General features: G+C 49.5%; 11 protein-coding genes. All 11 read left to right on the plus strand.

Features of this window, described 5'->3' with window-relative positions; all coding sequences use genetic code 11:
* The first annotated feature begins 1 nt into the window (after position 1).
* The 11 genes from BM124_RS02415 to BM124_RS02465 all read left to right on the plus strand — a co-directional run bounded on the left by BM124_RS02415 (position 2) and on the right by BM124_RS02465 (position 14,226).
* Positions 2-508, plus strand: coding sequence for a DUF6115 domain-containing protein (locus tag BM124_RS02415; protein WP_093335058.1), 507 nt, complete (start codon positions 2-4; stop codon positions 506-508).
* A gap of 154 nt (positions 509-662) precedes the next feature.
* On the plus strand, positions 663-1,457 hold the full coding sequence (gene rpsB / locus BM124_RS02420) for a 30S ribosomal protein S2 (protein WP_093335059.1): 795 nt from the start codon (positions 663-665) through the stop codon (positions 1,455-1,457).
* A 149-nt stretch (positions 1,458-1,606) separates the two neighbouring features.
* Positions 1,607-2,488, plus strand: a complete 882-nt coding sequence (gene tsf, locus BM124_RS02425; RefSeq protein WP_093335060.1) for a translation elongation factor Ts — start codon at positions 1,607-1,609, stop codon at positions 2,486-2,488.
* Between the two features lie 159 nt (positions 2,489-2,647).
* A complete protein-coding gene (gene pyrH, locus BM124_RS02430) occupies positions 2,648-3,367 on the plus strand; it encodes a UMP kinase (RefSeq protein ID WP_093335061.1) in 720 nt (239 codons plus the stop codon).
* Complete coding sequence (frr, locus tag BM124_RS02435) at positions 3,367-3,924, plus strand: ribosome recycling factor (RefSeq protein WP_093335062.1); 558 nt, start codon at positions 3,367-3,369, stop codon at positions 3,922-3,924. The genes pyrH and frr overlap by 1 nt, the downstream gene beginning before the upstream one ends.
* Before the next feature lie 164 nt (positions 3,925-4,088).
* The gene (locus tag BM124_RS02440) at positions 4,089-4,853 is read left to right on the plus strand and encodes an undecaprenyl pyrophosphate synthase (RefSeq protein ID WP_093335170.1); all 765 of its coding nucleotides are present in this window, start codon (positions 4,089-4,091) and stop codon (positions 4,851-4,853) included.
* Between the two features lie 14 nt (positions 4,854-4,867).
* Positions 4,868-5,668 (plus strand): phosphatidate cytidylyltransferase, encoded by an 801-nt coding sequence (locus tag BM124_RS02445; RefSeq protein ID WP_093335063.1) that lies wholly within the window; start codon positions 4,868-4,870, stop codon positions 5,666-5,668.
* Positions 5,669-5,710: 42 nt separating this feature from the next.
* Entirely contained in the window at positions 5,711-6,859 is a 1,149-nt protein-coding gene (locus BM124_RS02450) for a 1-deoxy-D-xylulose-5-phosphate reductoisomerase (RefSeq protein WP_093335064.1), read from the plus strand.
* A gap of 13 nt (positions 6,860-6,872) precedes the next feature.
* The gene (rseP, locus tag BM124_RS02455; RefSeq protein WP_093335065.1) at positions 6,873-8,135 is read left to right on the plus strand and encodes an RIP metalloprotease RseP; all 1,263 of its coding nucleotides are present in this window, start codon (positions 6,873-6,875) and stop codon (positions 8,133-8,135) included.
* Positions 8,136-8,192: 57 nt separating this feature from the next.
* A complete protein-coding gene (locus tag BM124_RS02460; RefSeq protein ID WP_093335066.1) occupies positions 8,193-9,896 on the plus strand; it encodes a proline--tRNA ligase in 1,704 nt (567 codons plus the stop codon).
* A 31-nt stretch (positions 9,897-9,927) separates the two neighbouring features.
* Positions 9,928-14,226 (plus strand): PolC-type DNA polymerase III, encoded by a 4,299-nt coding sequence (locus tag BM124_RS02465; RefSeq protein WP_093335067.1) that lies wholly within the window; start codon positions 9,928-9,930, stop codon positions 14,224-14,226.
* Positions 14,227-14,286: the final 60 nt, after the last annotated feature.

Consider the following 14,286-nt stretch of genomic DNA (forward strand, 5'->3'; position numbering starts at 1 on the left):
CATGACCATTGTAGTACTCGTATTCAGTGTGGCGCTTCATGCTCTTACTTTCTTAGTACTTGCGCGTTTTTATTCGCATGTACAAAGCGTAAAAGAAGAACGGCGTCAGCTGCACGGCATGCGTGAAGAGATGGAAGAGATATTGCGGCAGTATACCGAAGAAATAAAACAGGAAAACCAGGGGCTGAAAGATTCTCTGCATTCCGCTGCCGGACGGCACGCTGAATCATCACTCGATCAGGAAGAAATCGGCGGCGCCAAAAAAACAGCCGCCCCTTCCTTTCAAACACCGCAGAAAACGCGGGAAGAAACAGTGGAACAGGAAGCCGCACGGGAAACAGAAGAGAGGTATGTTCCGCCTTCTGCAGCGGATGAAGACCAGCTCGAAGCTTCAAACCAGGCGAAAGTACTTTCTCTTTCCGCCCGCGGTTACGAGAGAGACCAGATTGCCAGGGAACTTGGAATCGGAAAAGGGGAAGTAGACCTGTTTCTGAAATTTTATCAATAAATCGCGGTTCTGTTCTTGCTTCCCCCGAAGCCGTATGATATATTTATTCACGGTGTTACTACACACGTCTCGCTGATTCAGAAAGTGGTGCCCGCAGCCCGGGTCCTATCTGGAAACGAAGCAGGCGGAGGAAAAACCAAAGGAGGATTTAAGCATGGCAGTTATATCCATGAAACAACTGCTCGAAGCAGGGGTGCACTTCGGTCATCAGACACGCCGTTGGAACCCGAAAATGAATCGTTACATCTTTACAGAAAGAAATGGCATCTACATCATCGATCTGCAGAAGACGGTGAAAAAGGTGGAAGAAGCGTACAATTATGTCCGCGACCTCGCAGCAGACGGAGGCAGTATTCTTTTCGTCGGTACGAAGAAGCAGGCGCAGGATTCCGTGCGTGACGAAGCGAAACGCTCCGGCATGCATTATATCAACCAGCGCTGGCTCGGTGGTACACTTACCAACTTTGCGACAATCAGAACGCGTATTGCCCGCCTGAAAGATATTGAGAGAATGGAAGAAGACGGTACATTTGAAGTGCTTCCGAAAAAAGAAGTAATGCTTCTCCGTAAGGAAATGGATCGTCTTGAGAAGTTCATCGGAGGCATTAAGGAAATGAACGACCTTCCGGATGCCCTCTTTGTCATTGACCCGCGCAAAGAGCGTATTGCAGTTGCGGAAGCGCATAAACTGGACATTCCGATCATCTCGATCGTTGATACCAACTGTGATCCGGATGAGATTGATAAAGTGATCCCCGGTAATGATGACGCCATCCGTGCGGTGCGTCTTCTGACTTCCAAGATGGCCGATGCGGTCATTGAAGCGACACAGGGCGCTGCGGAAGAGCCAGAGCAGACGAAAGAAGAACCGGCGCAGACTGCTGAAGAGCAGGCAGAGCCGGAAGCAGAAAAACAGACAGAAAACAGTGGGGAAGAAAGCCTTTCCTGATTTGCAGAAACACACGTTCTTTGAAAAACGGTACGTGTTTTTGGCGGCCGCAAAGGGTGATAAAAGGGGAGTGCCCTTTTTTCACCCTTTTTCTTGACCGGCGGCCCGGTATAAAAGAAGTAGGTATTGAATTAAAGGAGGAATATAGCATGGCGATTACAGCCGGCATGGTAAAAGAACTTCGTGAACAGACTGGTGCAGGGATGATGGATTGCAAAAAAGCCCTGAGCGAAACTGACGGCAGCATGGAAGAGGCAGTGAACTACCTCCGCGAGAAAGGCATTTCCAAAGCACAGAAAAAAGCGGACCGCGTGGCGGCCGAAGGTTTGACATACGTAACAAGCAGCGGAAATAAAGCCGTCATTGTTGAAATCAATGCGGAAACGGATTTTGTCGCAAAAAACGAAAATTTCCAAAATATGGTTAAATCGACAGCTGATTTCCTTCTTGAAAATGAACCGGCAGATGTGGAAAGTGCCCTTTCTTCTGAAGTGGAAGAAGGAACGACTCTCGAAGGATACATTAACGATCAGATCGCAAAAATCGGAGAAAAAATCTCCCTGCGTCGTTTTCAGGTAATTCATAAAGACGATAACGCTGTATTCGGTGAATACCTGCATATGGGCGGAAGCATCGGTGTGCTTCTGCTTGCTGAAGGCACGAACGACCACGCCGTTGCAAAGGATCTCGCTATGCACGTTGCCGCGGTAAGTCCTTCCTATGTTTCCAGAGACGAAGTGTCTTCCGAGGAAATCGAGCAGGAGCGCGAGGTTCTCAAGCAGCAGGCGCTGAATGAGGGAAAGCCGGAAAACATTGTGGAGAAAATGGTCGAAGGACGTCTTAACAAGTATTTTGAACAAATCTGCCTGCTTGATCAGGAATACGTAAAAGACACAGAGCAGAAAGTGGCACAGTTTCTGAAAGATCAAGGTGTTTCCGTCAAGACGTTCGTACGTTATGAAGTCGGAGAAGGCATCGAGAAGAAAGAAGATAATTTCGCCGAGGAAGTCATGTCGCAGGTGAAAAAATAAAACAGTAGAACAGGGGGAGCCGCACGCAGCACAAAATGCACTTTCCTCTGAATGGCAGGGGTGGGGCGTTCATCTATGGGAAGAAACGCCCAGCCCCTTCTTTATGGCATTGAAATGACGGGTTCACATGCATGATTACATACGGAAACGGGGGATAAAGTGGATCAATATAACAGAGTTATTTTAAAATTGAGCGGGGAGGCTCTTGCCGGCGAGCAGGGCTATGGAATCGATCCCAATGTCATACAATCCATTGCCACCCAGATCAAAGAGATTGTAGAATTGGGAGCAGAAGTGGCCGTCGTTGTCGGCGGAGGAAATATATGGAGAGGATTGGCCGGCAGTGCGGAAGGAATGGACAGGGCAACAGCAGACTATATGGGGATGCTTGCCACTGTTATGAACTCCCTTGCGCTGCAGGACAGTCTGGAAGACAACGAAGTGGAAACAAGAGTGCAGACCTCCATAGAAATGAGACAGGTGGCAGAGCCGTATATACGTCGTAAAGCTATCCGCCATCTCGAAAAAAAGCGGGTCGTTATTTTTGCGGGAGGAACGGGCAATCCTTACTTCTCCACGGATACGACAGCAGCGCTGCGGGCGGCCGAAATCGAAGCTGAGGTCATACTGATGGCAAAGAACAGGGTGGACGGTGTATATGATGCCGATCCTTCCTACGATGTCGACGCGAAAAAATATCATCAGCTCACGTACCTGGATCTCCTGAACAGCAGTCTCAATGTAATGGATTCGACAGCTTCCACGTTGTGTATGGACAATAACATACCACTGCTGGTATTTTCGATTATGGAAGAAGGAAATATTAAAAAAGCGGTTCTCGGTGAAGACATCGGAACTGTCATCAGGGGGAAAGAATAATGTCCAATGAGAAATTAAAAGAAACCGATGAAAGAATGCAGAAGTCCGTGGACTCCCTGTATAAAGAGCTTGCCACGCTGCGTGCCGGTCGTGCCAATCCAGCAATGCTCGATAAAGTAATGGTGAACTATTACGGCATGGACACGCCGCTGAATCAACTGGCGACGATTTCCGTACCGGAAGGGCGCCTTCTGGTCGTAACCCCTTTTGATAAATCATCGATTGGTGATATTGATAAAGCAATTCAGAAAGCAGATCTGGGCCTTTCGCCGAACAATGACGGCAATGTTATTCGTATCAATGTGCCCGCATTAACGGAGGAACGGCGTAAGGAACTGAGCAAGCTCGTGAAAAAATATGCGGAAGAAGGCCGGGTTGCTGTCCGCAATATCCGCCGTGATGTCAACGATGAGTTCAAAAAGCAGGAAAAACAGGGTGACATACCGGAAGATGATTTGCGTAAACTGCAGGATGAAGTGCAGAAACTGACGGACAAGCACATCGGATCGATCGATAAGGCAGCGGAGAATAAAGAGCAGGAAATTATGGAAGTTTAATGCCGTCCACGTTATAATGAATGCATGACGACAACCCTCTTTCCATCAGAGGGTTTTTTTTCACCGTTAATCTAATGCCTGAAGCGTTTACAGGTATACAGCGTCTATGATAAAGAATACAATCATACATAGGCATGTCAACTTTAATAAAGGCTGGTGTCCTGATAATGGATCAATTTTTCTCCCGTAAGGAAAAGAGTTCTGAAAGCTATCCTCATCTTCCTGATCAGGACAATATTCCTTCTCATATCGCCATTATCATGGATGGAAACGGCCGGTGGGCCAAGAGCAGAGGACTGCCACGTTCATCCGGTCACCGGGAAGGAATGAAAACGATAACGGAAGTCGTTGAGAAATCGGGTGAAATAGGCGTGGATTATTTGACGCTCTACGCATTTTCCACGGAAAACTGGAAGCGTCCGAAAACAGAAGTTGAATTCCTTATGAAACTTCCCGAACGTTTTCTTCATAAAGAACTGCCCCGGCTGCAGAAAAACAACGTACAGGTCAAAACCATCGGAGATCCTTCCGTGCTGCCTGCGCATACCCGCCGGGCTGTTGAAAAAGCAGTCGAGGAAACAGCCGGCAACACCGGTTTGATACTGAACTTCGCTTTGAATTACGGTGGACGCCAGGAACTGGTGGAAGTTGTGCGCCAGCTTGGTCAAGAAGTGCAGAACGGTGTTCTTGAGCCGGATGACATTACCGAAGATATGCTATCAGGAAGGCTTTTGACCAGAGACATTCCGGATCCCGATCTATTAATCCGAACGAGCGGGGAAATCCGGCTGAGTAATTTTATGCTGTGGCAGCTGGCTTACAGTGAATTCTGGTTTACCGATGTATTGTGGCCGGATTTTACCGGATCCGACCTGATGGAAGCCGTGCAGCGTTATCAGCAGCGTAAACGCCGTTACGGCGGCGTTTAAATGGAGGACCTTACATGAAGCAGCGATTAATAACAGGGATTGTAGGAGCACTCGTCTTACTGATCGTTACCATTCTCGGAGGGTGGGTGTTCAACCTTGCTGTTGCAGGGGTTGCCTCCATCGCCCTGCATGAACTTCTTAAGATGAAACACATTAAAACATTTTCCATGATGGGCTGGATCAGTTACATCTTTATGTGGAGTCTGCTGGTCCCTGAAACCTGGCTTCAGCCGACATTTCTGTCCGGGATTCCCAAAGTGGAACTTTTTTTAATGATGATACTGTTTCTGCTGGCTTTAACGGTCGTTACGAAAAACTCCTTCACCTTTGATGAAGCCGGCTTTGTCATTTTGTCTTCCGTCTATGTCGGTTATGGATTCTATCATCTTCTTATTACGAGAAATATAGAAGACAACGGTCTCGTTTTAGTATTTCTTGTTTTATTTATCATCTGGGCAACAGATACCGGCGCTTTTTTTGTGGGTAAGCAGTGGGGCAGGTATAAGTTGTGGCCTGAAATAAGTCCGAAGAAAACAATAGAAGGTTTTCTCGGCGGCATTGTAACAGCCGGCATAATAGGAGCGGTATTCCACCACTTCTTCCCGGTTTTTGATTCGTGGTATGTGTTCGCTCTGTTTATTGTCGTTACAGCTGTTTCCGGCCAGCTCGGAGACCTTGTGGAATCAGCGCTCAAACGTCATTACGCGGTCAAAGATTCCGGGAAGGTGCTCCCTGGCCACGGCGGAATTTTGGATCGTTTTGACAGTCTGATTTTTGTGCTCCCTGTGCTTCATTTTTTACAGTTTTTCGGATAATTCTAGAAGCTGATAGTCAACTCAGCGTAACGAGGAGGAAATATGAAAAATTTAGCGCTTATTGGATCCACCGGATCGATCGGCCGGCAGACGCTTGATGTTGTCCGGAAACATCCCGATTCCTTCCGGGTCCTGTCTCTTGCTGCCGGCAGAAACGTAAATACATTGATGGAGCAGATTGAAGAATTCAAACCGCTCACTGCTGCAGTGGAACAAAAGGAAGATGCGGACTACATCCGGGCCAGAGTAAATGGAGATACGTCCATTCATTACGGGAAGGAAGGTCTGATTGCAGCTGCGGTTCCGCGTGACGGAGATCTTCTTATGAATGCCGTGGTCGGAAGCATGGGCCTTGAACCAACACTCCAGGCGATAGAAGCCGGCATGGATATAGGTATTGCCAACAAAGAAACCCTGGTTACCGCCGGCCATATCGTGACACAAAAAGCATCCAGGCATCAAGTGCAGCTTCTGCCCGTGGACAGCGAGCATTCAGCTTTGCAGCAGAGTCTGGAAGGAAACGCTCTGAAAGAAGTGGACAGGATAATTCTAACGGCCTCAGGCGGGAGTTTCCGGGACAAAACCAGAGACCAGCTCCACGGCGTGACGGTAGAAGACGCGCTTCGGCACCCGAACTGGAACATGGGGGCCAAAATCACGATTGACTCCGCAACAATGATGAATAAAGGATTTGAAGTAATCGAAGCCCGCTGGTTGTTTGATATGTCGTACGATGCTATCGATGTTGTTCTGCATAAAGAAAGCATCATTCATTCCCTCGTGGAATACAGGGATAAAAGTGTGATCGCCCAGCTTGGGTCGCCTGATATGAGAGTACCGATTCAATACGCGCTTTCCTGCCCCGAAAGGCTTGAATTAGATGATACAAAAAGGTTAAACTTATGGGAAACAGGGGCACTGCATTTTGCTGAACCGGATTTCCAGCGGTACCGGTGTCTCCAGTTCGCCTTTGACGCCGGCCGGGAAGGCGGAACGATGCCGGCGGTCTTAAACGCTGCCAATGAAGAAGCCGTTGCCGCTTTTCTGCAGGGGGACATAACCTTTCTCTCGATTGAAGATAGAATAGAAGAGGCGCTCGAGCGTCATCAAAAAACGGACAATCCGGATCTTGCGGCCATACTGGAAACAGACGAAGAGACAAGGGCGTTCGTCCGCTCTCGAATAAAATGAAGGTGGGAAAAACGTGGATACTTTTATAGCTGTCATCATTATGTTCGGGGTTCTGGTCGCTGTTCACGAATGGGGACATCTTTACGTTGCCAAAAAAGCAGGGATTTTATGCCGCGAATTCGCCATTGGTTTCGGTCCGAAAATCTTTACGACAAAGCGCAATGAAACGGTATATACTGTGCGTCTTCTTCCACTCGGCGGTTTTGTGCGCATGGCAGGAGAAGATCCGGAGGAAGTACAGATTAAACCGGGGTATGAAATCGGCCTTGTTTTTCAGGAAGACGGCCGCGTCGGCGAGATCATTGTGAACAACAAATCAAAACACCCGGAAGCAAAAGTTGTTTCTGTGGAACGGATCGATCTGGAAGAACGCCTTTTCATTCAGGCTTACGGCGATGAAGAAGAAGGGCTGCAGACGTTTCATGTCGGCGAGAAGTGTGATTTGATTGTGGATGAGCAGCCGGAACAGATTGCGCCGCTGAACAGACAGTTCCGCTCCAAATCACCGCTGCGTAAAGCTCTCGCCATATTCGCCGGACCGTTCATGAATTTTGTGCTTGCATTTGTAGTGTTTGTACTGATCGGTATAATCAGCGGCGTACCGCAGAATCAGGCAGCGTTTGGTGAACTTCAGGATGACAGTCCCGCCAAAGAAGCCGGCATGAAGCAGGGGGATGAAATCACCTCTATAGAAGGACAGCCGGTCGACAGCTGGCAGGAAATGACGTCTGTGATCCAGAAGCATCCCAACGAAGAAATAAACGTTGAATTCACCCGCGGAGGCGAGCAGCTTTCGGCGTCGGTGGAAACCTATTCGCGCACTATTGAAGCTTCGGGACAGGAAGTCGGCATGGTAGGCGTACGCGCTCCTGTTGATCACTCGGTGCTCGGTTCCATCCAATACGGGGGAAGCCAGGTCATCGAAGTAACGACGGTGATATTTGATACGCTCGGCATGATTTTTACAGGAGACTTTTCGCTTGACTTTGTTTCCGGTCCTGTGGGCATTTACAACTATACAGGGGAGGCCGCCTCGATGGGCATGGTCGTTCTTATCCAATTCGCGGCTATGCTGAGCGTGAACCTGGGTATTGTCAACCTTCTGCCGCTTCCGGCTCTGGATGGCGGAAGACTGTTGTTCATCGGATATGAAGCGGTACGCGGCAAACCGGTTGATCCGCAGAAAGAGGGAATGATCCACTTTTTCGGGTTTGCGCTGCTGTTTCTGCTTATACTGGTTGTCACCTGGAACGATATCAACAATTTCTTCCTGTAACGTGAAACACAGAAAGAAATGTTATTTGTAAATCATAGATGAAAGAGGGTCTTTGTTATGAGACAACAGTTTCTTTTCAGTCCCACCCTGCGGGATGTACCGCAGGGCGCGGATATTCCCAGTCATCAGCTGATGCTGAGGGCGGGACTGATCCGGCAGACAGCTTCCGGTATTTATTCCTACCTTCCGCTTGGGAAGAGAGTACTGAATCACGTTGAAAAGATCATCCGCGAGGAAATGAATAAAAGTGGTGCCCAGGAGATTCTGATGCCCGCTGTGCAGCCGTCCGAGCTGTGGGAGGAATCCGGCCGTCTTGATGATTATGGTCCCGAGCTTATGCGTCTGAACGACCGCAATGACCGGGAGTTTGTTTTGGGGCCGACACATGAGGAAGTCATTACGAGCCTTGTACGTGATGAATTGAACAGCTATAAGAAACTGCCGGTAAATCTTTATCAGATTCAGACGAAATACCGGGATGAGCGCCGCCCGCGTTTCGGCGTACTCCGCTCGAGAGAGTTTATTATGAAAGATGCCTACTCGTTTAATCCGGATACAGAGAGTCTGGCGCAGAGCTATGACGCTATGTATGAAGCCTATTCCAACATATTCAGGCGCTGCGGCCTTGATTTCCGGGCTGTGAAAGCAGATGCCGGCGCCATCGGAGGAAAAGGCGGCACGCACGAATTCATGGTCCTTTCCGATGTAGGAGAAGACACGATTGCTTACTCGGATGCTTCGGATTATGCCGCCAATCTTGAAATCGCGGATCTTCCGGATACATTTTCCGAGAGCGCTGTGCCAGATGAAGAGATAACGTCTGTACATACACCAGCTGCGCGCTCCATGGATGAGGTATCGACGTACCTGTCCGTTATGCATGATCAGCTTATCAAGTCGATTCTGTTTATCGTGGATGATGAACCCGTGCTGTTTATCTGCCGAGGCGATCACGAGTTGAATGATGTAAAAATCGGGAATGCATTGGATGCCGGGACAACGAGACTGGCAGAGGAAGAAGAAATCCGGAATCTGTTCGGTACAGAACCCGGATTTATCGGTCCTGTCGGCATTCCTGAAAACGTGAAAGTTATGGCTGATTATGCGGTCAAAGGCATTTCTTCGGGAGTGTGCGGGGCGAATGAAACAGATACCCACCTGCTGCACGTGCATCCTAAGCGCGATGTGCACATCGATCAGTACGGTGATTTCCGCTTTGTGAAAGAAGGGGACCCTGCTCCGGACGGCGGAGGAACCATTCAGTTCGCCAAAGGTATCGAAGTTGGACACGTCTTTAAACTCGGAACAAAATACAGTGAAGCGCTTGGCGCCTATTATCTTGATGAAAACGGCAGTTCCCGCCCGCTGCTCATGGGCTGTTACGGAATCGGAGTGAGCCGTACGCTGGCTGCGGTTATTGAACAGCATCACGATGAGGATGGATTGATCTGGCCGCGTAGTGTGGCACCGTTTGACCTGCACCTGCTCGTTCTGAATTCGAAACAGGAAGACCAGGCGGAACTTGGTGAGTCACTTTATGATAATCTCCGGCAGCAAGGGTATGATGTGCTCTTTGATGATCGTAATGAAAGAGCCGGCGTCAAATTCAAAGATGCCGATCTCGTTGGTCTGCCTGTCCGGATAACGTGCGGGAAAAAAGCGGATGAGGGCATCGTGGAAGTGAAAACAAGAGAAACAGGCGAAATGGAAGAAGTTCATGCCGACCGTCTCGTTGATTACCTCAACGCTTTATTCCGCTGATAAAATTCTGTAATCAGGAAGGGGGGCTTTCATGACGGACACAGAACAGCAAATCAGAAAAGAGCGTTTCCAGCTTCTGATGGAGCAGATCGGGATGCCTGAAGATCAGGTTCAAACGTATCTCTACGACGGCAGCATTCAGAAGCTGACCATAAATAAAGAAAACCAGACGTGGCACTTTCAATTACAATTGGGAAGCCACCTTCCCTATACTGTCTTTGCCGGAATCCAGGAACGGATGACACAGGCATTCCGCCACATTGCTTCCGTTCAGTTTTCCATCACCTATGAATCCGGACCTCTTCCGCTGGATGTTCTTCCGGAATACTGGCCCTCCATTATCGACCGTCTTCACGGCATCGCTCCTTACCTGCGCCAGCGGCTGAACGGCGGAAAACCGGCTGTGGAAAATGGCAGCATTGTCATTCCTTCCAAAAACGAAGCAGAAGGAACTATGTTTGAACGCAAACTGCAGGAACCGTTGAATGAGATCCTGCAGTCTCTTGGCTTTGCATCCTGCCGGATTACCACAACAGTCGAGCACTCAGAGGAAGAAGCAGCCCGTTTTGAAGAAAGAAAAAGGCAGGAAGATCATTCTAAAGTTGTAGAAGCGATGATGGAAAAAAAGAAACAGGAACAGCAGGCCGCACAGGAACAGAGCGGACGGAAACTACAGATTGGCTATCCTGTCAAAGACGATCCCGTACCGCTTGAGACCATCGAGGAAGAAGAACGCCGCGTGACGGTGCAGGGGTATGTATTTGAAGCAGAAACCCGCGAACTCCGCAGCGGCCGCACCCTGCTTACATTCAAAATCACCGACTATACGGATTCCATCCTCGTTAAAATGTTTTCGCGCGATAAAGAGGATGTCCCCCAGCTCCAGGCCGTTAAAAAAGGAATGTGGCTGAAAGCCCGCGGCGGCGTCCAGAATGATACATTCGTCCGTGACCTGGTCATGATCGCCAATGACGTGTTGGAAGTAGATCCATCCCAGCGCAGGGATGACTCGGAAAACAAACGGGTCGAACTCCATGCCCACACCGTAATGAGTCAGATGGATGCTGTTTCCACTGCGTCCCAGTATGTGGAAAAAGCGGCGGAGTGGGGACATGAAGCAGTCGCCATCACGGATCACGCCGTCGTACAGTCCTTTCCGGAAGCATACGAAGCCGGCAAAAAACATGGCGTGAAAGTGCTTTACGGCATGGAAGCCAACCTTGTCGACGACGGGGTGCCCATCGCTTACAACGAAGCCGATCGTACTCTTGCCGATGATACGTATGTTGTCTTTGACGTTGAAACGACCGGATTATCCGTCGTTTATGACACGATTATTGAACTGGCTGCCGTGAAAGTGAAGGACGGTGAAATCATCGACCGCTTCGAATCGTTTGCCAACCCTCATGAAAAACTCACCGCCACCATTACGGATCTGACGGGCATTACCGATGATATGCTGGAGGGGCAGCCTGAAGTGGAGGATGTTCTCCGTGATTTCCACGCGTTTACCGCGGATGCGGTGCTTGTTGCGCACAACGCCTCGTTTGATATGGGATTTTTGAATGAGGGATATAAAAAAGCGGGGCTGGAAAAAGCACCGAATCCTGTGGTTGATACGCTGGAGCTCGGCCGTTATCTGTATCCGCATTTAAAAAACCACCGTCTGAATACATTGTGTAAAACCTTTGATATTGAACTTGTGAGTCATCACCGTGCGATTTATGACGCGGAAGCGACCGGCTATCTTCTCTGGAAAATGATAAAAGACGCCCTCCAGGAGGACCTGTCGCTGCACCGGGACCTGAACCGGAATATGGGGCAGGGGGACTTTCACCGCCTCCGCCCTTCTCACTGTACGTTGATCGCCCGAACCCAGGAAGGGCTGAAAAATCTGTACAAGCTCGTATCGATGTCTCATGTCCATTACTTTTACAGGACGCCGCGGATTCCCCGTTCCAAACTGCAGCAGCACCGGGAGGGACTTCTGGTCGGTTCTGCGTGCGATAAGGGTGAAGTATTTGAAACGATGATGCAGAAATCCTGGGAGGACGCCAGAGATGCAGCTGCATTCTACGATTACCTCGAAGTGCAGCCGCCGTCCAATTATGCGCATCTTGTAGAGAAAGAACTGGTGAAGAGTGAAGATGCGGTGCATGATATCATCCGAAAAATCGTCCAGCTCGGGAAAGAACTCGAAAAGCCGGTCGCAGCAACCGGCAATGCCCATTACATTGAACCGGAGGAGAACATTCACCGTAAAATCCTGATTGCTTCCCAGGGCGGAGCAAATCCGCTTAACAAGCAGACGCTTCCCGATGTCTGGCTTAAAACGACCGGGGAAATGCTGAACAGTTTTTCCTTTTTGGGAGAAAAAGAAGCAGAGGAGCTGGTCGTTCATACGCCGAAGAAACTGACGGAGCAGGTGGAAGACCTCCAACCTGTGCCCGATGAGCTCTATACACCGAACATTGAAGGATCCGATGAGGAAATACGGGACATGTGCTACGGCAAAGCACGTCGTATTTACGGGGAAGAACTGCCCCCGCTCGTCCAGGACCGTCTTGAAAAAGAACTGGAAAGTATAATCGGACATGGATTTGCTGTCATTTATTTAATATCCCAGAAGCTTGTAACCAAATCACTGGAGGACGGCTATCTTGTCGGCTCGCGCGGGTCGGTCGGCTCTTCCTTTGTCGCCACGATGACCGACATAACAGAAGTGAACCCTCTTCCTCCGCACTACGTGTGTCCGTCGTGCTGCCATTCCGAGTTTTTCAATGACGGCTCGGTCGGTTCCGGATTCGACCTTCCGGAAAAGAACTGCGTGCAATGCGGTACGCCTTATACCAAAGACGGCCATGACATTCCATTTGAAACGTTCCTCGGGTTTAAGGGCGATAAAGTTCCCGATATTGATTTGAACTTCTCCGGGGATTATCAGCCGATTGCCCACAATTACACGAAGGAGCTGTTCGGAGAAGACCGTGTCTACCGGGCGGGCACCATCGGAACCGTGGCGGACAAAACCGCCTACGGCTTTGTGAAAGGGTATCAGCAGGACATGGAAGCTCATTACCGGGGGGCTGAAATTGACCGCCTCGTTTCCGGCTGCACCGGGGTGAAGCGAACGACCGGACAGCACCCGGGCGGAATCATCGTTGTACCGGATGAGTACGACATTCACGATTTCAGTCCGATTCAGTTCCCCGCTGATGACAAAGAATCGGAATGGAAAACGACGCATTACGATTTCCATTCCATCCATGATAACCTGTTGAAACTTGATATTCTCGGTCACGATGATCCGACGGTTATCCGGATGCTCCAGGATTTGAGCGGCATCGATCCGAACACGATCCCGGTGGATGATGAAGATGTGATGAAAATATTCAGCGGTCCGGAAGTCCTCGGGGTGACACCGGAACAGATTAAGTGTCAATCAGGGACGTACGGGATCCCTGAGTTCGGCACCCGCTTTGTGCGGCAGATGCTCGAGGAAACGAATCCTTCCACATTTTCCGAGCTGGTGCAGATATCCGGTCTTTCCCACGGAGCCGACGTCTGGCTCGGAAACGCTGATGAATTAATACGAAGCGGAACCTGTGAACTGAAAGATGTAATCGGATGCCGTGACGACATCATGGTCTATTTGATTTATAAAGGGGTCGAGCATTCCCTCGCCTTTAAAATCATGGAATACGTACGGAAAGGAAGGGGACTCCAGGATGATTGGGTGGAGGAAATGAAGAAAAACGGGGTTCCGGACTGGTACATTGAATCATGCCTGAAAATCAAGTACATGTTCCCGAAAGCCCATGCGGCTGCGTATGTCTTGATGGCGGTCCGGATCGCTTACTTCAAGGTTCATCATCCGATTTTGTTCTATGCGTCCTACTTCACCGTACGAGCCGATGATTTTGAAATTCCAACGATGGTGAAAGGCGGCGCTTCCATCCGTACAAGAATTGAAGAAATTCAGGCCAAAGGAATGGAAGCTCCCCCCAAGGAAAAAAGTCTTGTAACCGTCCTTGAATTGGCGCTTGAAATGTGCGAACGCGGGTACTCCTTCCAAAAGGTGGATCTGTACCGCTCCAAGGCAAGCGAATTCGTTGTGGACAAAGACAGTCTTATTCCACCTTTTGATTCGCTCGACGGCGTCGGCACCAATGCTGCGCGCAATATCGTCAAAGCAAGGGAAGACGGAGAATTCCTGTCGAAAGAGGACCTGCAGCAGCGCAGCCGGGCAACAAAGACGGTGATTGAACACCTCGACCTGCATGGCTGCCTGGATGAGCTGCCCGAATCCAATCAGCTGTCGCTTTTTTGATGAAAGGACGCATGCGGCAGGGTTACCTTGCATTTCCATATGTCCTGTGGTAGGATATAT

The sequence above is a fragment of the Salibacterium halotolerans genome (assembly GCF_900115625.1).
Classification (GTDB): domain Bacteria; phylum Bacillota; class Bacilli; order Bacillales; family Marinococcaceae; genus Salibacterium; species Salibacterium halotolerans.